Annotated in this window: 24 protein-coding genes and 2 pseudogenes; 15 read left to right on the top strand and 11 right to left on the bottom strand. The window is 61.3% G+C overall.

Annotation, left to right across the window (positions count from 1 at the left end; translation table 11 throughout):
- Positions 1–8 precede the first annotated feature (8 nt).
- Complete coding sequence (locus NXC14_RS05650; RefSeq protein ID WP_085777326.1) at positions 9–4289, bottom strand: DUF4082 domain-containing protein; 4281 nt, start codon at positions 4287–4289, stop codon at positions 9–11.
- Positions 4290–4633: 344 nt separating this feature from the next.
- Here NXC14_RS05650 and NXC14_RS05655 point away from each other — a divergent pair, with 344 nt between their 5' ends.
- Positions 4634–4984: an AraC family ligand binding domain-containing protein gene (locus NXC14_RS05655; RefSeq protein ID WP_085777327.1), complete on the top strand. Its 351-nt coding sequence runs from the start codon at positions 4634–4636 to the stop codon at positions 4982–4984.
- A gap of 229 nt (positions 4985–5213) precedes the next feature.
- Here NXC14_RS05655 and NXC14_RS05660 read toward each other — a convergent pair whose 3' ends face one another.
- From NXC14_RS05660 to NXC14_RS05695, 8 genes are all read right to left on the bottom strand, one after another.
- Entirely contained in the window at positions 5214–5723 is a 510-nt protein-coding gene (locus tag NXC14_RS05660; RefSeq protein WP_085777328.1) for a hypothetical protein, read from the bottom strand.
- Positions 5724–5818: 95 nt separating this feature from the next.
- Positions 5819–6676: an alpha/beta hydrolase gene (locus tag NXC14_RS05665; RefSeq protein ID WP_085777329.1), complete on the bottom strand. Its 858-nt coding sequence runs from the start codon at positions 6674–6676 to the stop codon at positions 5819–5821.
- Between the two features lie 198 nt (positions 6677–6874).
- Positions 6875–7495, bottom strand: coding sequence for a glutathione S-transferase family protein (locus NXC14_RS05670; protein WP_198175506.1), 621 nt, complete (start codon positions 7493–7495; stop codon positions 6875–6877).
- Positions 7488–7970 carry an SRPBCC domain-containing protein gene (locus NXC14_RS05675; RefSeq protein ID WP_085777330.1) on the bottom strand — a complete coding sequence of 161 codons (483 nt, stop codon included), beginning with the start codon at positions 7968–7970 and terminating at the stop codon, positions 7488–7490. Before NXC14_RS05675 ends, NXC14_RS05670 begins: the two co-directional genes overlap by 8 nt.
- Entirely contained in the window at positions 7939–8295 is a 357-nt protein-coding gene (locus NXC14_RS05680; RefSeq protein ID WP_085777331.1) for a metalloregulator ArsR/SmtB family transcription factor, read from the bottom strand. Before NXC14_RS05680 ends, NXC14_RS05675 begins: the two co-directional genes overlap by 32 nt.
- Before the next feature lie 186 nt (positions 8296–8481).
- Positions 8482–8898, bottom strand: coding sequence for a GFA family protein (locus NXC14_RS05685; protein WP_085777332.1), 417 nt, complete (start codon positions 8896–8898; stop codon positions 8482–8484).
- A gap of 40 nt (positions 8899–8938) precedes the next feature.
- The gene (locus tag NXC14_RS05690) at positions 8939–9403 is read right to left on the bottom strand and encodes an SRPBCC domain-containing protein (protein ID WP_085777333.1); all 465 of its coding nucleotides are present in this window, start codon (positions 9401–9403) and stop codon (positions 8939–8941) included.
- Positions 9400–9729, bottom strand: coding sequence for a metalloregulator ArsR/SmtB family transcription factor (locus NXC14_RS05695; protein WP_085777334.1), 330 nt, complete (start codon positions 9727–9729; stop codon positions 9400–9402). Before NXC14_RS05695 ends, NXC14_RS05690 begins: the two co-directional genes overlap by 4 nt.
- 294 nt (positions 9730–10023) lie before the next feature.
- Between NXC14_RS05695 and NXC14_RS05700 the strand changes: the two genes are divergently transcribed.
- From NXC14_RS05700 to NXC14_RS05735, 8 genes are all read left to right on the top strand, one after another.
- The gene (locus NXC14_RS05700) at positions 10024–10326 is read left to right on the top strand and encodes a hypothetical protein (RefSeq protein ID WP_085777335.1); all 303 of its coding nucleotides are present in this window, start codon (positions 10024–10026) and stop codon (positions 10324–10326) included.
- 14 nt (positions 10327–10340) lie between these two features.
- A complete protein-coding gene (locus NXC14_RS05705; RefSeq protein WP_245362134.1) occupies positions 10341–11576 on the top strand; it encodes a sialidase family protein in 1236 nt (411 codons plus the stop codon).
- A 2-nt stretch (positions 11577–11578) separates the two neighbouring features.
- A complete protein-coding gene (locus tag NXC14_RS05710) occupies positions 11579–12145 on the top strand; it encodes a nutrient deprivation-induced protein (protein ID WP_085777336.1) in 567 nt (188 codons plus the stop codon).
- Positions 12138–12554 (top strand): phage holin family protein, encoded by a 417-nt coding sequence (locus tag NXC14_RS05715; protein ID WP_085777337.1) that lies wholly within the window; start codon positions 12138–12140, stop codon positions 12552–12554. Before NXC14_RS05710 ends, NXC14_RS05715 begins: the two co-directional genes overlap by 8 nt.
- Positions 12554–13564, top strand: a complete 1011-nt coding sequence (locus NXC14_RS05720) for a YtxH domain-containing protein (protein WP_085777338.1) — start codon at positions 12554–12556, stop codon at positions 13562–13564. The genes NXC14_RS05715 and NXC14_RS05720 overlap by 1 nt, the downstream gene beginning before the upstream one ends.
- Before the next feature lie 202 nt (positions 13565–13766).
- A complete protein-coding gene (gene aac(3), locus NXC14_RS05725; RefSeq protein WP_085777339.1) occupies positions 13767–14579 on the top strand; it encodes an aminoglycoside 3-N-acetyltransferase in 813 nt (270 codons plus the stop codon).
- A gap of 122 nt (positions 14580–14701) precedes the next feature.
- Complete coding sequence (locus NXC14_RS05730) at positions 14702–15040, top strand: hypothetical protein (RefSeq protein ID WP_085777340.1); 339 nt, start codon at positions 14702–14704, stop codon at positions 15038–15040.
- A gap of 142 nt (positions 15041–15182) precedes the next feature.
- Positions 15183–15716 (top strand): YidB family protein, encoded by a 534-nt coding sequence (locus NXC14_RS05735; protein WP_085777341.1) that lies wholly within the window; start codon positions 15183–15185, stop codon positions 15714–15716.
- Positions 15717–15974: 258 nt separating this feature from the next.
- On the opposite strand, the gene NXC14_RS05740 is transcribed toward NXC14_RS05735, so the two are convergent.
- The gene (locus tag NXC14_RS05740) at positions 15975–16838 is read right to left on the bottom strand and encodes a dienelactone hydrolase family protein (RefSeq protein WP_085777342.1); all 864 of its coding nucleotides are present in this window, start codon (positions 16836–16838) and stop codon (positions 15975–15977) included.
- Between the two features lie 517 nt (positions 16839–17355).
- On the opposite strand from NXC14_RS05740, the gene NXC14_RS05745 reads away from it, so the two are divergent.
- Positions 17356–18327 (top strand): IS110 family transposase, encoded by a 972-nt coding sequence (locus NXC14_RS05745; RefSeq protein WP_085777273.1) that lies wholly within the window; start codon positions 17356–17358, stop codon positions 18325–18327.
- Between the two features lie 212 nt (positions 18328–18539).
- Here NXC14_RS05745 and NXC14_RS05750 read toward each other — a convergent pair whose 3' ends face one another.
- Positions 18540–19718: an integrase core domain-containing protein gene (locus tag NXC14_RS05750; RefSeq protein WP_245362135.1), complete on the bottom strand. Its 1179-nt coding sequence runs from the start codon at positions 19716–19718 to the stop codon at positions 18540–18542.
- 1021 nt (positions 19719–20739) lie between these two features.
- On the opposite strand from NXC14_RS05750, the gene NXC14_RS05755 reads away from it, so the two are divergent.
- The 5 genes and pseudogenes from NXC14_RS05755 to NXC14_RS05775 all read left to right on the top strand — a co-directional run bounded on the left by NXC14_RS05755 (position 20740) and on the right by NXC14_RS05775 (position 23538).
- Entirely contained in the window at positions 20740–20976 is a 237-nt protein-coding gene (locus NXC14_RS05755) for a hypothetical protein (protein ID WP_064692138.1), read from the top strand.
- Positions 20977–20993: 17 nt separating this feature from the next.
- A pseudogene (locus NXC14_RS05760) lies at positions 20994–21260 on the top strand (terminase small subunit protein); the annotation flags it as partial.
- Positions 21257–21453 (top strand): annotated as a pseudogene (locus NXC14_RS33295) (hypothetical protein); the annotation flags it as partial. The pseudogenes NXC14_RS05760 and NXC14_RS33295, both read left to right, overlap by 4 nt.
- A 4-nt stretch (positions 21454–21457) precedes the next feature.
- Entirely contained in the window at positions 21458–21685 is a 228-nt protein-coding gene (locus NXC14_RS05770) for a hypothetical protein (protein ID WP_085780001.1), read from the top strand.
- Entirely contained in the window at positions 21682–23538 is a 1857-nt protein-coding gene (locus NXC14_RS05775) for a hypothetical protein (RefSeq protein WP_085777344.1), read from the top strand. The genes NXC14_RS05770 and NXC14_RS05775 overlap by 4 nt, the downstream gene beginning before the upstream one ends.
- Positions 23539–23544: the final 6 nt, after the last annotated feature.

Raw genomic sequence — 23544 nt, forward strand, 5'->3', positions numbered from 1 at the left:
GCTGCGGCTCAAGTCGGTGTCAACAGGGTCGCGCCGGTCGGCGCATTGGGGTCTGCCCAGCGACGGATAGTGCCGGTGCCCAAATCAGCGCCGTAAAGCCAGCCGTCCGGTCCCTTCTGAATGTCTACCAGATAGGCGACGCCCGTATCGAAGACCTGTACGTTCGAGATCTGCCGGCTTGCGTTCATCGTTGCGGTGTAGACATTTCCATTGACAAGATCCGCAAACATCAGGGTGTTGTCGTTGTAGAAGTCCCCGACGGTGATCGCAGTGGCGTTGTCGGGCGAACCGTGGCTTCTCGATAGCAGCGGAAAAACAGCAGCCTGATCAGAAGGACTGTTTCGGTTACCATTGTTGTAGAAGCTGATCGCCTGAGGGAGATCCTGGTAGCCGCCCGTTCGGCCAGGACCTTCCAGATAGGGCCAGCCGAAATTCGATCCTGCAGGGCCGGTATTTATTTCCTCCCAAGTGGTCCAGCCGACATCTCCGAGCACGGGCAGGTTGGTCACTGGATCGAAGGTGAAGCGATAGGCGTTGCGCACGCCCGAATAGAATACCTTGGACTGATTGCTGTTCGGATCTGCGGGGTCATAGAAGGGGTTCCCCGGAACGCCCGCGCCGGTCATCGGATCTATCCTCAGGACTTTGCCGGACAGATTGTGAACGTCTTGAGCGCGAACCGTGCGAGGGTCCATGAAATTGTATGAGGTGCCGTCTCCGTTGCTGAAGTACAGCATGCCGTCGGGCCCGAAATGGAGTGCTCCATTGGAATGGGAGTCACTGTCCGTCGCCAGATAGTCCCGAATATTCTGGTTCTGGATTCCGGCGCGATCTGGATCGTTGTCCTGCGTTCCCACCTCGATCTGGCTTGCAGGGGCGGTAATGGTGGTGCCGTTCACGATGCCGGACGGCGGTATGTTCACAGCGCCGGTACTGTCGAGATCCGGACGGCTGGTGTATGCCCAGGTGCTATTGGTACCGGCCAGCACGACCATGCTGGCCGGATCGGCGATCATCGTGTTGGGGTTGACCGTAAGCCGAACGAGGCGCGAAGGACGGTTCCCTTTGGTGTCCGGTCCCGCCAGGCCCGTTCCAGTCGCGGTTTCTGGCGGATCGTAGGTGTAGAGCAGATAGACGTATGGATTTGCCGCGAAGTTCGGATGAATTGCCAGCCCCAGCATCCCCCGGTCTCCGGGCGTATAGTTGACCTGGCTGGACAAATCGACAAGCGGCGTCGATCTGAGCGTGCCGTTGTCCACCACCCGCACAATGCCATTCTGCTGCGCGACAATCATATAGCGGCCATCGGGGGTCCAATCGAGGGCCGTTGGCTCGGTCAAGCCGGACACGACGGTCTGTCGGACCAGATTGCCGAGGTTGCTGTCGTCATCCAGGATGTTGACGGTCGCAGTCGTTTGGCTCCCCAGGACAGCACCTGTCGGGTTGCTCAAGGTTAAAGTGAAGCTTTCGTTGCTCTCGGCCGTCGTGTTGTTGAGCAGCGGGACAGAAATGGTCTGGATCGCTTGCCCTGCGGCAAAGGTGAGCACGCCCGTTGTTGTCGTATAACCGGAGCCCGCGATCGCGCTGCCATTGCTCGTTGCATATGAGACGGTGGCCGTGGCGTCGATGTTTCCACTGCGCTGAACCGTGATAGTGGCGGCGGCGGCCGCCTCCGATAAGGTGATGACCGGATTGTTCAAGGAGATGGTTGGTGCGGAATCGTTGTCGACGATCGAGACCAGAACAGTCCGCGGCGCTGCGAGCGAGCCACCAGGCCCGGGATTCTGGATGCCGACGGAAAATGTCTCGGTCCCTTCGGCATCAGGGTCGTTGACGATTGGGATGGAAAACGTCTTGCTGCTCTCGCCATCCTCGAAAACAACTTGCCCGGTATTGGCTCGGCCATTGAAGGTCGGCAGCGTATAGTCCGCTCCAGCCTGTGCCGCTCCGGCGCCGCCGACCTCGTTGGTCGTGTACTCCAGTGTCAGCTGCCCGCTCGTGCTGCCTGTGCGAACGACGGTGATTGTTGCAGCGCCCGCTGTTTCACTGACGTAGATGGTGGCGTTGTCCCGCAAGGCAACGCTTGATCCAGCAGAGAAGACGACGTCGCGGAAGTAATTTTCGTTCTGGTAGACGAGGGCTGGAAAGGTGCCGATGGTTTCGTTGTAGACACCGGCGCCGGCCGGGGCGGTCAATCCGCCATTGCTGATCGGATTGGCGAAGCCGTTCGAGGTCAGCGAATAGTAGCTGTTGGCATTGACCGAGACGACATAGGTGGTGCCCGCATTGATGACCAGCGGGCTTGCCAAGGTCTGCTGCTGCCAGCCTGAGGCTGTCTCATTGGTGAAGGTGACGCTTGCCAGCGGCTGCCCGGTGGCCGACCAGATGCGGCCGACATGGGTGCCGGTCTCGCTGGGGGCCTTGTAATAGCGGACCGCCTGGATCGAACCGGTATTGCTGCTGACGAAGCGCATCCCGACTTCCCAATCCACTCCGGGCCCGTCGGTGAAGTTGGGTTGGGCCGGTGTCTGGGTGGTGAAGAGGCTGACGGGGGCGGAACTTACCGATGTAATCGGGGCAGTCGCCGCGCTCACGACGGTCTCGCCAGTGCCACGCAGGTCGGTATAGGTGGCATTCACCCGCACGCGCTTGCCGACGAGACTGCTGCTCAGTGTCAGGCTTTGCCCGCTCGCGACGTCACTCCACGTAGTGCCGTTGTCGCTGCTCTGCCACAGATAGCTGACGCTTGCCGGCAGGCCATCGATGTCACTGAGGCTGGCGGTCAAGGTCTGGCCCTGGCTCGCTATGCCAGTGATCGAGATCACGCCGGGATCATTGACATTGGCGACTGCCGAGGACGTCGCCGGGCTGGTGACATTCTCGCTGTTGCCCAGGTTGTCGATGTAACTGGCTGTTGCCCGCACGAAATTGCCGACCTGGGCCTGCTGCAGGGTCAGCGTCTTGGCAGTCGCTCCGCCAATATTGCTCCACGTGGTGCCGTTGCTGCTCTGCTGCCATTGATAGCTCACCGATCCCGGCACACCGTCCGCGTCGGTGACGGCGGCCGTCAACACCTGACCCTGCGTCGCCGTCCCGCTGATGCCAAGCACACCCGGGTGGTTGTTGGCACTGACAATCGCTGCGGTCGGCGCGCTCGCCCGGTTGGTTTCGACACCACCCAGCTGATCGGTGTAAGTGGTCCTCACACGGACTTGCCTGCCCACCTGCGCTGCCTGGAGTGTCCAGCTCGGACCGGTGGCTCCGGCGATGTCGGTCCAGGTCGTCCCGATCAGCTGCTGCCAGCGATAGGTGATCGACACGTTGGCGAGCCCATCGAGGTCGGTAACGGCCGCGGTCAGGGCCTGGCCCTGAACGGGCGTACCGGTGATCGTCGCCACGCCTGCGTCGTTCACGTTGGCGACTGCCGTCGTCGGACCGCTTGCGACCGTCTCGTTGTTGCCAAGGGCATCGGTGTAGGTGGCGGTCGCTCGAACCTTCTTCTCAACCAGTGCTTGCTGCAGGCTGAGGGTTTTCGCAGTGGCGCCGGCAATGTTGCCCCACGTGCCGCCGCCATCGCTGCTTTGCTGCCATTGGTAAGCGACGATGGTCCCGGCCGGGAGCCCGTCGACATCGGTAACACCAGCCGCGATCGTGCGATTTTGATTTGCGGCCCCGATGATGGAAACGACGCCAATGTCGTTGCCGGCAGGATTGCTCGCGACGATCGGGGATGTGGCCAGGCTGGTTCGATTGTTTTCGGTTCCTCCCGACTGATCGGTATAGGTTACCTGGACGCGGACCTGCCTGCCGACCTGCGCTGCCTGAAGCGTCCACGTCGAGCCTGTGGCGTTCGCGATGTTGCTCCAGGTGTTTCCGATCAGTTGCTGCCAGCGATAGGTGATCGATACATTGGCGAGCCCATCCAGATCCAAGACCGCGGCGGTCAGGGCTTGGCCTTGTACGGGTGTACCGGTGATCGCGACTACGCCTATGTCGCTTACGTTGGCGATGGCGGTATTGGTGGTGCTGGCAACCAGTTCCTGGTTACCCAAAGCATCGGTGTAAACAGCGGTTGCCCGCACCCGCTTTCCGACTTGAGCCTGCTGCAAGGTCAGGGCGGCTGTGGCTGCACCTGTTATGTTGCTCCATGTGGCACCGTTATCGCTGCTCTGCTGCCACTGATAGGTAATGACCGTCCCTGACGGTAACCCGTCAACATCGGTGACGTTTGCCGCCAAGGTCTGATTCTGAGTCAGAGTCCCGCTGAGAGAAACAACGCCCTGCGCCATCACGCTACCTCCGCATCAACCTGTCAATGTTGTCTGCTAAGTCGTCGAGGCGTGGCTGCGGGAGTCCAGTGTCCCGCTTTTCCCCACGCGCGCTGAACTCCACTGCGCGGACTATGCTCCGATCCTTTGGACTTTCCAATTAGCTCTTTGTTGGTAGAACTCTGTCATTCCTCACACGCCCTTGGTGCACTGGAGTTCAGCTGCAGGCTGGCTAATGGGTGCGGACGACGCGACCTTTGCCACTCTATGCGCCGATGAAGCCGGGGCTTTCGTGGCTCGGCCACGCTGCGGACTTGGCGCAGGAGATTTCCGCGTTACCTAAGCCGGCGGCATGGAGGTAGACGATGAAGATGCAGAAATTCACGATCGCCGACGCTTCGCTGGAGCGTTCCCCGGGGCAGGAGGCAGATATCCGCGTCGGCAATCTCGTCGATGAGCGGCATGGCGGGCCGATCACCATCGGTTACGGACGCTACGCGCCAGGTCAGAGCCTGACCGAAACGATGGCGGTCGACGATGTCATGATCGTTCTGGAAGGGCGGCTTTCGGTTTCGACAGAGGCGGGAACGGTCAGCGCCGGGCCGGGCGAGATCGTCTATATGCCGAAGGGCGAGACCGTGACGATCCGCTCGCATGAGGAGGGCGCGCTCACCGCCTATATCACCTATCCGCATTGGCGGCCGGCGCATGCGTAGGCCGCGCACGGCAGTGAGGTGCTTTGATCGGCTGCCTTGGTTGATTTCCTGCAGGTCTGCCAAGGCGGCTGTACCCCGTCCCGATATGGCCGTTGCGGATCGGCCGCACTGGTGGTGGTTGCAAAGATCCGGGATCGGGTAGCAAATTTGAATAGGGGCTGGTTAATGCCTATAGCTTGAGGTTAGGCGACGTGAGTTGGTATATGCCTCAATCAATTCGCAAATCATTTCAGAAGTTACACTGAACGGCCGAGCAATTCACAATCACCTCTTGCCGTTCGTAGTACCACAACAGACCTTGCGCGATAACAGTCGAGACCGCGACAACCAACATCATCTGTCGGGGCGTGAGGGATTTCCAAAACACAGACCGGGCTAAAAGTAGGCAGTTCGTCATTCCTGCCGGAAACATCAAAACTGGCACCCATGAAGCAACTTCTGCTTCAAATCGGTCTTTCGACGAACAGCACAAGAAGTATTGGTGGTCTTCCGAAAGGCCAAGAACGACCTCGGTTAACGCTATATACCCACTCCAAACCACCGACACGGGGCCAAGAAAATAACCCACGACAGCGACGAGGATGAACGCCCCGAATAAAAACAGGAACGCATTCGGGCCAATCATGAAAGCGAGTGTTTTCAGAATGAGGAAGACTGGCGATGCCAGAACACAAAGCAACGTCGCCCAACCCCATTTTTGTCTCGGAGTTGGAAGGTCGACTTTGGCTTGCGCATCCATGCGTGGTCCTCAATCTGAAAAAGCGAAACGATTATGTGGTGGCGGTGCGTGACGCCAAAAGCGCTAACTGTCTGCTGATCACACAGTCAAGCCATCTATCGCTCGATCACGCCGGGAACCGGCTCCTGTTCCTGACGGGATCTGGGACCGCCTCCTTTCAGCGCTTCCACGAAACGGACCACGTCGCCGACCAGGCTATCGCTGAAGATGTCGTTGTGACCCGCACTGTCATAGATCACCATTCGCTTGGGTTCGGGTGCGATCTCGTACAGCGCCTGCCCTGAAGACAGTGGGATGCTGTCATCAAGCCTCCCGTGGAGGAACAACTTCGGTTGTCTGACCTTGCCTATGTTGAGGTCCGAGCGAAACGGATCCTTGAGAAGAATTTCAGCCGGGAGGAACGGATAGCGCGCCTGCGCAACCGACAGAACCGACAGGTACGGCGATACAAGAATGACCCCGGCGGCCGGCCTCTTCGCGGCGGTGTTCACGGCGACGCCGGTGCCAAGTGACCGGCCGAGCACGACGATCTCGCTTCCGGCGTGTGCCGAAAGCCAGTCGAATGTGGCGATGCCGTCTGTCAGCAGCCCCTGTTCGCTGGGTGAGCCGGTCGATCCGGGATAGCCGCGATAGGAAATCGCCAGCAAGCCGATCCCGCGCGCGGCCAGCGCCTGAGCGAGAAACGCGTAATTGTCGACGCGGTCACCGTTTCCGAAAAACAGGAGCACGCAGGGCTTGTCGCTGTCGCTCTGGCTGTACAATCCCTGAAGCATCTCGCCGTCGGGCGTCTTGACGTGGACCGACTCGCCCCAACTCGGGTGGTCCGGAGCAGGTGTGGCGCCGGCTCCGGGATAAAGCAGTCTTGCCTGCGAAAAATAGACCAGAGCCACGATCGCCATGTAGGCGATGACCGCCATCAGCGGCAAGATCAGCAAGTACTTTGTGGTGCTCACGACAGAATGTACCCGCCGGTTTGGCAATGCCCAGGACGCTTTGCAGCAACGCGGCCTATTACGGCGTGGTGTGCTCGGCATAGCGGCAATATAGGCACAAATCGTTCCTGCGGAAAAGAGGTCGAGAGACGACGATGTTCTCAACGAAATGTCGGCGTAAGGCCTTCCAGACCCGCAATAATCCTTGGCACATGCCTCTCAGCCTGGGAAGGGGTTTCGCCACTCATCCAGTTCTTCAAGCCGTTCGTACCACTTCTGGATATGCCGGAATTCGGCGAGTGGTATGTCGGCAGCGGTTGCATAAGGAAGCGCAGCTGCCAGTGCGAAATCGGCAACGGTCAGTGTCTTCCCGACGGCGACGCTGTTCTCGGCCAAATGATCGTCGAGCACCCGGGCATGGAGCCGAAAACTCGTCTTCGCGTCTTCGATCACGGCGACGTCAGGCTTCCCGCCGAACAACGGCTTGATCAAACTTTCAAACCACAGCGTTGCTCCATGCCGGGTGAAATGGCTGGCATCCCAGCTCAACCAGCGCAGCACGTCGATCTGCCGATGGTCATGCGGCCAGAAATCCGACGCGACTGTGTCGGACAGCCTGCACATGACGGCGTTCGCTTCCCATAAGGTCCCGGCCTCCTCCTGCAGCACCGGGACTTTCCCGTTCGGGTTCAGCGCCAGGAATTCCGCGGTTCGCTGTTCTCCGCTCGCCAGGTCAACCCTGACGAACTCCACGTCGGCTTGAAGAAAACGCGCGGCGGCGCATGCCTTTCGCGGATTGAGCGTCTCGCAATAGTAGAGCTTCATCGCCGCCTTACCCATGATTTTGCCCTTCGGCGGTTCCCAGAAAAGAGTTCAATCGTTCGAAACTTTGAGACCAACCGGATTCATGACCCTCAAGCGAGGATGCGCTGGCAAATCCGCTCTGCCGAAAAGTCATTTCCGTGCCGCCGTCGCTTTCCCTGAAGGTGATGGTGACGATCGTTTCGGGGCTGGTTTCGCCGGTTGCGGTCTCCCAGGCATGGGTGAAGACAAGCCTGTGCGGCGGCTCGACCTCCAGATATCTTCCGCCGACCCAATGCTCTTCTCCATCCGGGGCAATCAGACAGGCGCGGTGTCTGCCGCCTGGCCAGGCTTCCAGCCTGTCGCCGACCGCCTTGAAGCCGTGAGGGCCACACCATTGCACCAGGGCTTTCGGGTCGGTCCATGCCCCAAAAACGAGATCGCATGGAGCATCGAACCTTCGCACGAGAACCAAGTCACGGCTATTGTCTGTTTCGGTCTCGGGTTTGGTCATTTTCGTTTCCTTGTACCTTGGACAGATAGTCATCGAGACGATCAAAGCTTTCATCCCAGAAGCGCCTGTAATCGGCGATCCAATCCGCAATTGTCTTCAAGGCTGCCGGCTCCAGGATGCGGGGACGCGAATTCGCTTCCCGGCCAGAGCGGATCAACCCGGCCTGTTCCAGGACCTTGAGATGCTTTGAGATGGCAGGTTGAGACAACGCGAAGGGATCGGCGAGCTCGGCTACGGTCGCCTTGCCATTGGCAAGCCGCGCGAGAATTGCTCTCCGCGTAGGATCGGAGAGGGCGGAAAAAATCGCATCAAGCCTGTCGTCCATGCATCACCAGTTAGCTATATAGCCAAATGGTTATATTCTGTGCGGGGAAATGTCAAGATAATTTATGGAATCCGCAATGGCAGGAAGAAACTCGACCCCGGTGGGCAAGCGACGATGTCGTGAGCGGGACCTTCCCCGCTCGCGTCCGAGCACCCGAGAGACCATTTTGCGGGCGCTGCGCCAGCCTCACATCGGCGGCATCTTTTCGAAGTTCGGCACGTCGGGATCGACCCAATCCCAGGCAAGGCCGCGGACGGTGTAGGTTGCCATTTGCGGCTGATATCGCTCGGGCTCGTCGAGGCTGGCGGCGTGGATCGTGAAGAAATCGGGCATGTATGAGAAGGTCAGGTAAACAGGCGCGCCGCAGGCCGGGCAGAAGCCGCGCGTTTTGACGTTGCCGTTGTCGGCGACCATCTGCCAGTGGCTGGCCACTCCTTCAAGCTTCACCGCCTGCCGGCTCGGGAAGGTCAGATAGGATCCGTGGCCGGTGCCGCTCGTCCGCTGGCAATCGCGGCACTGGCAGTCGTTCATCGCAATCGGCTCGGCCGAGATCTCGTATTGGATGGCGCCGCAGGCGCAGCCGCCGGTATAAGGCTTGCTCATTGCTTTCTCCTGAACAAATTTGTGATGTGGCTCGTGCGGATCAGTCCTCGCTGCCGGCGAGGGCGCCGATATTCTTCACGACCTTCTTCCAGCCTTCGCCCATCTTCTGGAAGGCGGTTTCATTCCTCGGAAGCAGGAAGCCGGAATGAACGAGGCGCAGCCGTGTGCCGTTTTCCGTCCTGGAGAGAAGGAAGGTGACGACGGTATCGAGCGGCGAGCCGTAGCCGGCATTCTCGGCATGTCCGCCTTTCCAGGCATAGGAGAGACGCTCATTCGGCTTCACCTCCAGCACCTCACAGTGAATGGTGCCGTCCCAGGCGCCGGCCGGCGTCGTCTGGTAGGTGAAGCGCTTGCCTTCGACCGGCTCGAAGCCCGCCGGCATCATCAGCCAGCGGCCCATCAGCTCGGCTGACGTCAGCGTTTTCCAGATTGTTTCCGGCGCGTGCGGGAACACTTCGTCGACGACAATCTCCTGCGTGTCGGGCTTCAATGCGGTGTCGGTCATGGATCGATTTCCTTCAGCAAGGTTCTGAGATCGGCAAAACGTTTGCGCCAGAAGGTGCCGTAATGGCTCATCCAGTCCACAAGCGGCGCAAGGCCTTCGGGCTCGGCGCGGTAATAGACATTGCGGCCCTCGGGGCGCTCGGCGACGAGGCCCGCCTGCTTCAGCGCCTTGAGGTGCTGCGAGACGGCGCCCTGCGTGACGGTGCTCGCCCGTGTCAGTTCGACGACGGTGATCTCCTTGGAGAGGACGATCTGCTCGAACACCGCCCGTCGGGTAGGATCGGCAAGGGCGCGCATGACGGTGGTAATTGGGGTGGTCTCGATCATGTAAACACAATAGTCGTGACTAATTGATGAGTCAAGGCTAATTGGTATCTGTCTTCGGGATGAACTGAAAAGGGATGCTTGATCAGCCCTATGACGGCACCTTGCGTCTGGGCTCGCCACCGCGGCCCGGTGCACCATGCGCGACGGCGCCCACCGCCTGTTGCCGCTTTCCTTGTCGTCCGACGGATATCGGCGATTTCGGCGCGGAGCCGACACCATGACATCGCACCAGATTTAGAGGCGGGCTGGAACCTCGTCAGACCTGCGAAGTTTGCGAGACGAGGAGAATTCCACATGCATTTGATTCAGTTGTTTATTCCGGCAGCGCCGCAAGCGACGATCGACATCGGAGACATTATCGCGACAATTCAGCGCGAGATGACGGAGCGCCATGGCGGTGTGACGGCCTATCTCAATTCCCCCGCAAAAGGGCTTTGGTCCAATGACGAGGGAACTGAAGAAGATACCGTCATAGTGATCGAAGTCATGGTGGGCAGTCTCGATCGGGCGTGGTGGCGCCAATACCGTCGCGAACTCGAACGGCTGCTCGGCCAGGATGAACTGCTCGTGCGGGCACTTCCAGTCGAGACGCTATGACAGCGGAAGCCCCAATGAACATGCAATTCCGCCATATTGAAATCTACAGGAGACAGGGCGAGTTCGCAGCCTGGCCGGCAAATTATGGCCTCTGGTCCTGGGGTGAGGAAATCGTTGTCGTCTTCGCGCGCGGCAAACTCGGAGCGAAGGGGGAATTGCACGAACTGGATCGTGATTATCCATTCGTACCCTGGCAGGCACGCAGCCTGGATGGCGGACTGACATGGATGGACGAGCCGTTCTGCGGCCGGGTGCCCGGTGGGCTCTCGCTTTCGGCCGATGAGCACCTGAACGTCGATCTCAAGATCCGTCCGCATCTGTCGGTTCGTGATGACCTCGGCCGTCTGGATGAACCCATAGACTTTCTCGATCCCGAGACGATCGTCATGTGCGCCAGAACCGATGTAGAGGGCGACGCGGTCAGCTGGTTCTATGTCAGCCGGGATCGATGCCTGACATGGCAGGGTCCGTATAGTTTCACCGGTTTGCACCTTCCGATCTCGGCGCGCACCGATATCGTGCCTCTTGGCAGGGAACATGCGCTCTTCATGCTCAGCACCTCCAAAGAGGACGGTTCGGAAGGCAGGGTGTTCTGCGCGCGCACTGCGGACGGCGGGCGCAGCTTCCTCCTTCAAGGCTTTGTCGGCCCGGAACCTGAGGGCTATTCGATCATGCCGGCATCGGTGGCGCTTTCCGGTGGCGCCATGCTGACCTTGACGCGCTGCATGGGGAGGGGCGGTGGCAAGGGTTGGATAGAAGCCTTCACCTCCGACGACGAAGGGAAGACCTGGACACGGAAAGGCTGCATTGTCGGCGACACCGGCAGCAATGGCAACCCGCCAGCGCTCGGACGCATCGAAGGCATGCTGCTGCTCGTCTACGGCTACCGTGATCCGCCATTTGGTATCCGGATGCGCATGAGTTTCGATGACGGCGAGACATGGGGCGCCGAGAAGGTCATCCGCAGCGACGGCGGCACGGCTGATCTCGGTTATCCCAGAATGGTAAAACGCGGGGAGGGATCCCTGCTCGCCGTCTACTACTTCAACGATGGCGACAGGGAGGAGCGTTACGTCGCAGCGTCCATTGTCACGCCTGCCAAAGATCAAGAAGGAGGCCGAGGACGGCGCTGCTTCATTGCAGTCGCAGATCTGAGCTATGCCGAAGCGGAACGTTTGGCATTCGCGGAACAAAGCGGGGCACCCGTGGTTCGGGGCTGCGGCAGTCGCCGCCACGAGATGGGAGGTTAGACATGCAAAACGATTTCACAGATCCGGCAGGAAGAAGCGCAACGGCGCAGACACCATCCGCATCCCCAGCTTTTGGTTCTTCGCCGGGAACGCGCACGTCCGTTTCCGATCTGGAAGCGAAGGTGAGCGAAGACATTTCCACGGCCAAGGAAGCGATCAAGGAAGGCGCCGACACGGCCGTCGAGAAAGCCAAGGAAGTCATTTCCGAACGCACCAGCTTCGCTGCTCGCCAGGTTGGCGGCGTTGCAACGGCACTTGAGAAAGCTGGCGCCGAAATGGAAAGCTCCGGTCAGGCTGAGGTCGGGCGATACGCCAGGCAAATCGGGCGGAGCGTGCAGACCGTCGCTCGGCGGATGGAAGGCAAGGACATCGGCGAAATCGCCACCATGGCCGAGGATTTCGGGCGCAAGCAACCGCTCGCCTTTCTCGGGATCGCCGCACTTGCGGGCCTGGCGGCAAGCCGCTTCCTGACGGCCTCCGCGAAAAGGCAAACAGTTGCCGCGCCGCACGAACCGTCGATTGGCCTGCGCCCCGGCGCCGCAACGACCGGAGGCGAGAACAATGGCTAAAACTTCAGAGAACACACCCCTCTCCGAGCTCGTCAGTGGCCTCGTGGGTGATGTCACGGGCCTGCTCCGCAAGGAAATCGACCTTGCCAAGACGGAAGCCTCGGAAAAACTTTCGCAGGCGCTCAGCGGCGTGGAGGTTCTCCTATTCGGATTGGTCCTGGCGATCGGGGCAGTCGGCGTCCTGCTGAGTGCGCTTGTCGGCGGTCTCGCGGCCTTCCTCGTGACACAGGGTTTTACCCAAACCACTGCAGGTGCGCTCGCCTCTCTGATCGTCGGCATCATCATTGCCGGGATCGCTTGGGGCTTGGTCTCCCGGGGCCTCGCCGCGCTTCGCGCCAACAACATGAAACTGGATCGTACTGCGACTTCGCTTCGCCGCGACGTTGATGTTGTGAAGGACAAAATCTGATGGAAAATTCAACGGAAAAAACATCGGCCGAGCTTCAGTGGGAGATCGACCAAGACCGCCGCCGCATAGGAGATCGGATTGACGCGATTCAGGAACGGATGTCGCCGGGCCAGCTCATCGATGAGGTCATCGCATATGCCAAGGGAAGCGGCGGCGCAGAGTATGTCAGCAATCTTGGCCACGCCCTCAAGGCGAACCCTCTGCCGGTCGCGCTGATGGGCGTGAGCCTCGCCTGGCTCATGGCAAAAGGCAGTCCTTCATCAGGCGACACGGCGACCTGGAGCAAGGATCCTGAATACCCGCTTTACCCGGCGACTGGACGGGTTCGCCGGATTGGCCCGCCGGCAATGGAAAACGGAGCCCGTTACAGCCATTTTGCCGATGAATCCGGCAAGAGGTTGAAAGCGTTGACAGACGAAACAGGAGGTCGTGCCGGCCATTTCATGGACGAGGCGGGCAATACCTATCGTGGCTTCGCCGACGCTAGCGGAAAGCAGATCAATCAGATCGCCGACGAGACTGGTGCAATGCTCGACGCGGCAACCGGCTGGGCGGCGGAGAAATGGGAGCAGGCGAAAAGCGCCGCGAGCGACCTCAGCGCCCGTGCGTCTGACGCGGCGAGCTCGCTGTCGAGCCGATCCTCTTCGGCGGCGACCAGTCTTCAGGAGCAAACGAGGAGACTCAACGAGTCGATCCTCACCCATTTCCGCGACCAGCCGCTCGTCGGCGGTGCCCTGGCTTTCGCGGTCGGTGCAGCGATCGGCGCGGCGCTGCCCCATACCGATACCGAGGATGAGTTAGTCGGCGAAGCCGCAGATAGCACGAGAGATAGCCTCAGCCATCAGGCCGAGGACGTCGTCGCGCAAGGCAAAGAGGTAGCGTCGGAAGTCTATCACAAGGCCGTGGACGTTGCGTCCGATGCTCACGATGCCATCAAGAAACGCGTGGTGGATGAAGCCGAAGCTTTCATAGATCGCAAGGATGGCCCAGGGGGCACCGATCGGCGGTAGAAGATCCATACCGGCGGCCGCAGGGAGGGTTCCACGGACCGTCATCGATGACCACCAGGTTCATGTCCTTGAAAGCGGTGCACCAAACGGAAGTCTGGCGCGGAGGCAGGAGGCGAGCGGCAGCAGGGTATCGCGAGCGATGGTGCCCTGACGTCCGCCCGGGAGCATTGACTCGGGGTCGTGTCCTGCTGATCGTTGGCCGATGACCGCTCCGCACTTTCACACCCGTCTCTCGCTCAGCAAGGATCTGGAAAAGCTCGGACTTCGCGCCGGCGACATGGTCATGGTGCATGCCGCCATGAGCAGACTGGGGCGGTTGCTCAACGGTCCCGACATGTTCATCGATGCGCTGCGCGATGTCGTCGGCCCGTCGGGCACCATCGTCGCCTATGCGGACTGGAACGGCGCCTATGACGAACTGCTCGACGAGAACGGCCGCGTTCCTTTCGAATGGCGCGACCATATTGCGCCTTTCGATCCCATCAGTTCCCGGGCGATCCGCGATAACGGCATCTTCCCGGAATTCCTTCGAACCACGCCAGGGGCGCGGCGCAGCGGCAATCCGGGCGCCTCGGTCGCGGCGATCGGCGTCAGGGCCGACTGGCTCACTGCCGATCATCCGCTCGATTACGGCTATGGCGATGGCTCGCCGCTCGCCAAACTCGTGGCGGCCGGCGGCAAGGTCCTCATGGCCGGAGCCCCGCTCGACACGATGACCCTTCTCCACCATGCCGAGCACCTGGCTGAAATCCCGAACAAGCGCCTGCGCCGCTACGAGGTGCCCTTTGCCACGCCAGCAGGCGTGGTGTGGCGCATGCTCGAGGAATTCGATACCGGCGACCCGGTCGTGCCCGGCCTCGAAAGCGATTACTTCGCCCGGATCGTCAGCGCCTTTCTCGCCAGCGGGCAGGGCACACAGGGTCCAGTCGGAGACGCGCCATCGGTGCTGGTCGATGCGGCCTCGATCTGCAGCTTCGCTGTCGCCTGGCTGGAGCATCACGCCCGAGCACGCTGAGCGGCTCCGCGCTGTCGTGCGAGCCCTTGCTTTCTCCCCGCAGGCACCTCCAGCGTCACGGAACAAAATCCCGGTGGCGATGTTGGTATGGCGATAAGCAAACAAGGCCATGGGAGGAATCCATGCATAAGTCTCTTCAGTTCGTGTTGATCGGCCTGGCCTCCATGACCGGCCTGACGATCGCACCGACGATTGCCGCCGCCCAGGATATGGAGCTGCGCATCGGCCCCGGCGGCGTCGGCGTCTACGACCGCGACCGTGATCGCGATTACGACCGCTACGACCGCCGGGGACCGCGCCGCTGCGATCCCGACGATGCGCTCGACATCGCCCGCAGCGAAGGCCTGCGCCGGGCGCGAATCGTGCGCATGTCGCCGCGCAGCATCGTCGTCGAGGGCATGACCCGCCGCGGGCCGGATCGGATGATCTTCGCCAACCGGCGCGGTTGCCCGGAAATCTGATGCGGCCTTGAGACAGTCGAACAATGCCGCCGGCACCGGATCTTGCGCTCGCCGGCGGGGAGCTTTCCAACTTTGTGAACATTGCGCCCATACAGCGCTCCGACTGGCTTGAACCCACGGAGCACCACAGGAGGATTTCATCATGATGAGCGGTCAAATGAAGGCGCTTCTCGCCGTTCTTGCCGTTGCCGGTTACCAGAACAGGGACAAGATCCGGGAGCTCCTGCGGGGCCTCCAGAACCCGCAGCAGGCAGGCGCCGGAGGCCAGCCATCAGGCGGGCTCGGCGGCCTTCTCGGCGGACTGGCCGGCTCCGGCGGTGGTTTGGGCGGCCTCCTCGGCGGCCTGACCTCGGGCAGCATCGTCAGCGGCGGCCTCGGCGACCTCCTGAAGACCTTTCAGCAGAACGGCCAGGGCGACAAGATGGAATCCTGGGTGCGCCGCGGCCAGAATGCCGACATCAATGACGGCGAACTTGCCACAGCCCTCGGCCCGGATGTCCTGGACGAGATCGCCAGGAATACCGGCCTCTCGCATCAGGAGATCCTCGGGCGGCTGAGCCGCGATCTTCCGAAGGCCGTCGACGATCTGACGCCGGAGGGGAAAGTGCCGAGCGCCGAAGAGGCGTTCACGTCCTCGGCGAGCCAGGCAACGTCAGGGCGGCCGAGTGAGGTTTAGGCGTTCAGTTCGGAGCGTAAATATCGCCCTGGATTGATTTGCCGCAGAGATCGCCTCACACTCCGTCCTCCTCGGGCTTGACCCGAGGATCCACGTCGGCAGCGGACATGGATCCCAGGCTCAAGGCCTCGGATGACGGAGGTTGGGGTGCCGGTAAATGCCGGGCAACCGGCGGGAGGCATCCAGGCTCCAAGGCCCTGGAATGGCGGAGGTTGGGGGGAGCTGCGCCGCGATCGATCCTCCTGAGATCAGGCAGGCTTAGTTTGCCAGGTACTTGCGTAGAAAGGCGTAAACGCTGCGCATGGACTTCGCCGCGGCGTCGGCGTCGTATTTTTCGATATGACCCAGCACTCTCCGTCCCACCATGAACTCCGGCGCATCGAAATTATGATAGATGCCCTTGTAGACATTGAGCTCGACGGGCGGGGCATTGTCGCTGAGGCGGGCAAGCCTCTTCTGGCATCGTTCGGCCCGGCTCCAGTTGTCTCTCTCGCCGGTCAGGATCAGGGTCGGCACCGTCGGGTCGCCGCGATCGGCGTCACAGGCGGGATAATAGGCAACCGCCGCCCTGAACTTGCGCTCCATAAGCTGCTCGTTGCCGTCGGTCTTCGTGGCGTCCAGCGCCGCGGTGCCGCCGGCCGCAAAGCCCATCAAGGCGACGCGCCGGATATCGACGAAGCCTGATTTCGATAAAAAGTCCAAAGCGCCATAGGCATCGAAGACGCGCTCGGGAAGATGGCTTCGACAGGTGTCGTCGAGCTTGCGGGTGGTGAAGCTGTCGACGACAAGCACGACATAGCCCCATCTCACCAGCCGTTTCGGCCAAAGCTCCTTGACGCTCAAACGCAGGTGATCGCAACCGTGCAGGATGACCACCGCCGGGAACGGGCCGTCGCCGGCAGGGCGGGATAGATAGCCGAGCAACGGCGTGCCCGGCGGTTGGGAGAGAATTTCTCCCTGTTCGAGGGCCTTGCGGATTCGAAACGGGCTGAGCGTGACAGGCGCGCTTTCGAACCGCACCAGTTCCTCGGCCTCGGCCGGGTTCGCGGACAGGTGCACGCCGATAAAAGTGGCGAGGCAAAGAAGAAGTCCTGAGACGGTGGTGTTCACAGACTCCTCCATCTGTGATCGGCAGCCTGTTGATAGTATATTCCTCGCTCACGTTGGATGGTATCGCACCACCGCGGGGTTTGGCGCAGCGTTCACCCTTGTTTCGTCTTCCTCGGGCTTGACCTGAGGATCCACCTTGGCCTCCACCAGCATCGGCGTGAATCCCAGGGACAAGCCCTGGGATGACGGAGGGTGGAGGGACGGTTTCGCCAAACGCTTGACGAATTCGCCTCTGCCGATTTCGAACTGACATCGACGTGAATTTCTGCGCTCGAAAATCCTTGATCACCGCCCGGTGGATCATTTAATCCTACCGTAAATCCAAGCTGCTAGATTTGTTCGCAGTCGACGCTCCCGCCCCTTGCATGTTCAATTCGCGCTGATTGATGATCGGTGCGCACTCCGGCGGATGGCCATCCGCCGGAGTGCGGACGGCCGGGACCGCAGGCCCCTTGGCTTGAACCGGGGATGAGATTGGTCCGGCCGTCCTCGCGTTTGTCCTGAACAGATGATGGGGAGCAAGTCCCGCATGCAAGGCAAGGTTTCGTTCCAAGAAGACGCGATGCCGGTAGTTTATGCCGGTGTGGACGTGAGTAAAGAGTGGCTTGATGTTCATCTGCATCCGCTGGGCGAAAGCCGGCGGTTTAGCAATGACAAGACCGGCATCGACCAGCTGAAACGGCTGCTGGCCAGGCATCGGCCCAAAAGCATCGTGATGGAGGCAACCGGTAAGTTCCATCGCCCCGCCCATCACTCGCTTTGGCTCGATGGCTTTGCCGTCGCCGTGGTCGATCCGTTGCGCGCGCGCATGTTTGCCCGCGCCTGCGGCTATCTCGCCAAGACCGATCGGCTAGATGCCCGTTTCCTGGCGCTCTTGGCCGAGAGCCTGCGCCCGCCGGCCGACACGCCGCCAAGTCCTCACATCGAGGCCTTGCAGGAGCTGGTCAATGCACGATCGGCAGCCAAATGCGACATCACCGCCCTGCAGAATCGCAGCAAGGCTGCCACCACTGCCTTTCTGCGCGGCGAACTCAACCGCCTTGTGCGACGGCTGGAACAGCATGTCGAACGTCTCGACAAAGAGATCGAACGATGTGTCGGCGAGGATCCGCAGCTCTGCCGCAAGGCCGAGATCCTCACCTCCATTCCCGGCATCGGCCGCGTCACGGCCCTGGCCTTGATGGCCGGCATGGACGAGTTGGGGACATGTTCGGGCAAACAGGCCGCCATGCTGGCAGGGCTTGCCCCAATCGCGAACGACAGCGGTGCACGAACCGGACGTCGTTCCATCCGCGCCGGCAGGCCCGCACCCCGGCGCGCGCTCTACATGGCCGCCTTGTCGGCATGTCGCTACAATCCCGCGCTTGCTCGTTTCGCAGACACGCTCAAAGCCACAGGAAAACCAGCCAAGGTCATCCTTGTCGCCATCATGCGAAAGCTGCTCGTGCTGGCAAACTGCCTTCTATCTCAGAACCGTCTCTGGACACCAAATCCGCCTTGACAGCCAACACAGATTCTCATCCGACCCTTCGGGCCACCTTCTCCCCGCACGCGGGGCGAAGGGGATATGCCGCGAGCTCTCCATCCTCTCCGACCTCTCAAAAGGGCACGTCCCCTCGCCCGCGAGCGGGGAGAGGGTTAGGGTGAGGGGCCGGGCTTTGAACGACCGGGTTGATGATCGACATTTTGGACCGGGATGATACCTGACAGTTTTCATTCTGTCGTATGTGCTGCTTTAGGCCTCATCGGCCCGGGCGGTCGCGGCGGAGCGAAGCGACGAAAGCGTCCGTCCGGGCCGATGAGGCCTATGTCGCGGTTGCAGAAGCGCACGACGTGGTCACCGTTTTCGAGCTCGCTCAGGCCGACGAGTTCGCCGGCAAGGGCTTCGCTGACAAAGAGTCGGCCTCCCTTCCATTTGATCTCACCGTTGTCTCGCACGCGACGCACTTGATGATCGGCATCATACCAGGGATCGTCGAGACGCTCGGGCATCACACGCGGCTGGCAGGGTCGATAGAGATCGGCCGGTGGTCGTTGACCCAGCGCTTCATGCGGGCGCTCCTCATTGTAGTGCCGGCGAAAGGCATCGAAACGGGCCTGCTGTTGGCCGGCATTATCGGCCGGTGGCTTGGATGTCTGGGCCTTGAGAGTACGATGCATGCGCTCGTGCCTGCCGTTCTCCTGGGGCGATGCCGGCGAGATGAAGTGCGCCTCGATGCCGAGCTTGATCCACCAAGTCGATAATCGGGTCAGGCCGCCGGCCCCATGGCTGCCGAAAGGCGAACCATTGTCGCAGCGGATCGCAAACGGTAGCCCATGGGTGCGAAAGGCTCGTTCGAAGACAGGCCGCACGCCGTCGATGGTCTGTGGAGCAATTTGGACATCGATCAGAAAACGGCTATAGCTGTCGCTGATCGTCAGTGGATCGATGCGTTGTTGGTCGCGGGTGCGGAACCAGCCCTTAAAGTCCACGCTCCATTCGTCATTGGCTTTTGTTGCCTCGGTGAACGGCCGGCTTTGGTCCAGTGCCCTGCGTCGCCGCTTGGCAGTGTCCACAAGGCCTGCCCGTTTGAGGATGTCGCCGATCGTCGAGGCCGCCGGCCAAGCGGTCTGCGCAGACTGGCGCTGCAACAGCGCCAGCAGCTTGCGCGGCCCCATATGCGGAAACCGCCGGCGTAGCGCAATCACCTCATCGGCAAGGGCTGACGGCGTGCGATGCGGGCACGAAACCGTGCCATGCGACCGATCGACAAACCAATCCGGCGCTACGCTCATCTGCCGTTTGCCCCAGGCGTAAAATGTATCCCGGCTCACACCGTAGCGTCGGCAAAGATCTCTCACACTCCAGTGCCCCAAAGCATAGTCCGACAGCATCCGAACACGTTCTTCCATGCGACAAGTCTCCACAAATGGCATCGGAAGCCCTCCCTCCGACACACTATGACTTGTCGACCATCAACCCGGTTCATTCTGTCAGGTATCAGCCCGGGCTGTACCCTTGACGAGAATCCACGGCTGGTCTCTACCAGACGCGAGCATGGATTCCAGGCTCAAGGCCTGGAATGACGGAGGGTGGAGGGGCGTTTTGGACCAACGGTTGACCGGTTCGCCTCCACTGATTTCGAATCGACATCCAAGTGAATTTCTACGCTCGAAAGTCCTTGATCACCCCCCGGCGGATCATTTAATTCCTACCGTAAATCCAAGCTGCGAGATTTGAATCCAAAGGTGATGTCGACGGCGAAGGCCGGCGACGCTTCGATGGCGTGCGTCATTCGCCAGGGCTTTCCGGCCGGCGTCATCGAACACCACTGTGGGTGTGGCACCGTGCCCACCCCTTGCTCTGTCCACCTCGGGCTTGACCCGAGGATCCACGGCTGGTCTCTACCAGACGCGAGCATGGATCCCAGGCTCAAGGCTGCTCAAGGCCTGGGATGACGGAGAGTGGAGGGACGTTCGGCCCAACGTTTGAACAATTCGTCTTCGACGATTTCGAATCGGCATCGGAGTGAGTTTCTACGCTGGAAAGTCCTTGATCACCCCCCGCCGGATCATTTAATCCTACCGTAAATCCAAGCTGCGAAATTTGAATTCAGAGGTGATGCCGGCGGTGAAGGCCGGCGACGCTTCGATGGTGTGCGTCATTCGGCAGGGCTTTCTGGCCGGCGTCATCTAACACAACGCGGGTTTGGGACAGCGCTCACCTCTTGCTCCGTCCTCCTCGGGCTTGACTCGAGGATCGGGCTTGACCCGAGGATCCACGTCGGCCTCCACTAGCGGCAACGGGCATGGATCCCAGGGTCAAGCCCTGGGATGACGGACGGTGGGGAGTGCGTTCTGTCGCAATCTACCGAAACAGCGCCTGATGCAGCTGCGTCGGGATCAAGAGCCGCCTTTTCCAAGGAGAACTGCAATGGACCCTTCGATTGCTCCGGCCTCGCGGGCCGCGGTGGTGACGCCGAACGATACCGCCATTGTCGGGGCGCGTGCGCTTTATATCGGCACGGCCGGTGATGTGGCGATTGCGCCGCGGCGGGATGTGGATCCCGTCATCTTCAAGAGCGTGCCGGCCGGGACGATCCTGCCCGTTCATGCTGCAATCGTGGCGCTGACCGGGACCACGGCCTCCAACATTATCGCTTTGTTCTGAGCGTCAGACGCCGACCTATGGGCAGGCCGAGCAAGTTCAGCCAGGCGCTGGCGGAAAAAATCTGCGCGCGCATCGCCGACCGGGAAAGCCTGCGCTCGATCTGCCGGGATGAGGACATGCCGGCGAAATCGACGGTGCTCTCCTGGCTGGCGGATGAGGACAAGGCGGCGTTCCGGGCGCGATACGCGCTGGCGCGCGAGATCATGGCCGACAGCTTCGTCGACGAGATGGTCGAGATCGCCGATAACAGCAGCGACGACTGGATCGAAAAAAAGAACGCGAGTTGGAGCGCCAGCGCGACGCGGCAGCCGGCGCCGGTGAGGAGCACCGCAAGCGCCTGGAGGCGGCCAAGGCCGCCGAACAGGCCGCCAGAGACACATTGGAAACGAGATCCGATCCTATGAACTCGAGCTTTCGCAAAAGAACCGTGCTTGCGCTGTCACTGCTGCTGATCGTGACTGGCTGCTCCGCCACTGAGCGCCTGAACACGGCGGCGGTCGCCAAAGGGCAGGTCGCCGCCGGCATCGTGCTGCCGCCGCTGCCAGACGATCTCAGAAGGCAGGAAGCGCATGCGCCGGTCCGCGAGGGCGAGCCGCTGATCGCGATCCTCGCCCGCGAGCGCCAGGCGCTCGACCGCGCCAACGCCCGCCAGGAGCGCAGCGTCAAATTCTATGATGACCTCACCAGCCGATACGGAACACGCCGATGATGAATGCCATTTCGCTCGCCCTTGCCAATCCGATGCTGAACGGCGCGGGCGGCAGCGCCGGGGACCCCGACCGCTACATGTTCTTCGCCACCCGCAACCGCATGCCGTCGGGCGCGATCGTCACCGCCGCCTCCGGCACGAATTATGTCTGCACCAAGATCGTCGTCAACACGCCGCAATATAAGACGCGGACCTTCCGCTTCCATCTTTCCGGCTTCGCCTCGACGGAAGGCGGAAATTCGCCGCAGGAAACCGTCGTCACCGGCACGATCGGCACGCCGGGCAATTCCGTGGTCGCCGACGCCATGTTCGTCCGCGTCGCCGGCGTCTTCTACCCCTGCACCTTCGCCGGGGCGAACACGGTGACCGTTGCCGACCAGACGAATGGCGCCTGGACGGACGAGCTCACCATCCCCGACGTCGCGCCGGAAAGCGAAATCGAAATCTGGCTCTTTTATCACACCGCCGTCGGCGAGAAGATCTGGCCGGTCTACCGCATTCAGAAACATCGCGGCGAACGCGTCTGGGGCGCCGGCGATCTCGCCACGCTTCTCGCCTTCAAGGATAGCCCGCTCGCCGACAGCACCGTCACCCTCGATACCGGCTATGGCACGCAGGCGCAGCCGCAATATTGGGGGGCCGATTTCATGGTCGCCAAGGGCGACTGGGATGGAAGGCCGGTCGCGCTGGCTTTCGTCGACAGCATCGGCGAGGCGCGCCAGGAATATTCCTCCGCTGCCGACGCGCGCGGCAACCTCGGCTGGCTGCGCCGCTGGCTCGACAGGGACGGCGGCCCTGGCCGAATTCCCCATTGCCTGATCGGCATGCCCGGCGCCGGCTCCGTCCGCGAATATACCGGCAGCGGCTCCTCGATCGCGACCAGGCGCCGAGACATCATCCGCGAAATCATCGCCTTCAACGGCAATAAATGGCCGTTCACGGTCATAACAAACCAGATGGGGCAGAACGACACGGCCTCGACCTATACGCAGTTCTTCACCACCAATTACCGCTCCCTGGTCACCCGCCTGCGCGCCGAATATTCTGGCGCCAGAATCGTTGCCTTCCCGCCGCTCGGACGGACGACCGTCACACGCAACATCACGCTGACCTCGGTCGGCACGGTCGCCACGGCGACCATCGCAAGCGGCCTCAACGGACTTGCGACAGGCCAGACCGTCAGTATCTCGGGAGCAACGCCGACCGCTTACAATGGAAGCTATGTAATATCGGTCGTCGACGCCAACACCTTCACCTATAGTTTCGCCGGCGGCACTTCGCCGGCGACCGGGACGATCACCTGCAACGATCTCGGCCTCAGGGCCGAGTATCAGGTCTATGGAACCAACAACAGCTGGCCGTCGGATGGAACGGACGCTTCCGGCAAATGGCGGCTTCGCGATGATATTCTTGCGCAGACATCGGCTTGCTGCGACGCGGCAATCGATACTTACGCAGCCTGGGTCTCCCCCTCCAGAGGCGGTGTCTGGCCCGGCATGCTGGAGCTTGCGAGCACGACATTGACCGCGCAGGCCGGAACTGACGGCGTTGCCACCTATAACCAGATTGTCGTCGCGGATGCGAGCATCTTCAGGCCCGAGCAGACGCTGCACATCTATTCCGGCCCGGACGGCTTGGCGCGCTTGAGCACGCAGGTCGTGGCCAGCATCGCCAGCAACGTCATCACCTATCAAGGCGTGAGCGCCGTCGTCATGCCTGTGGGGTCAGTGGTGCGTCCGGCGCCGTCTGTCGGGGAGCTTTCGCCGGTCTCCTTCATCCACCCGCAGCCGATCATGATCGACCGGATTTCGAGCGGCATTGCCCAATCCGAAAAGCTGAAATTCAATTCCTGAGGTGGC

This window comes from Rhizobium sp. NXC14 (assembly GCF_002117485.1).
Classification (GTDB): domain Bacteria; phylum Pseudomonadota; class Alphaproteobacteria; order Rhizobiales; family Rhizobiaceae; genus Rhizobium.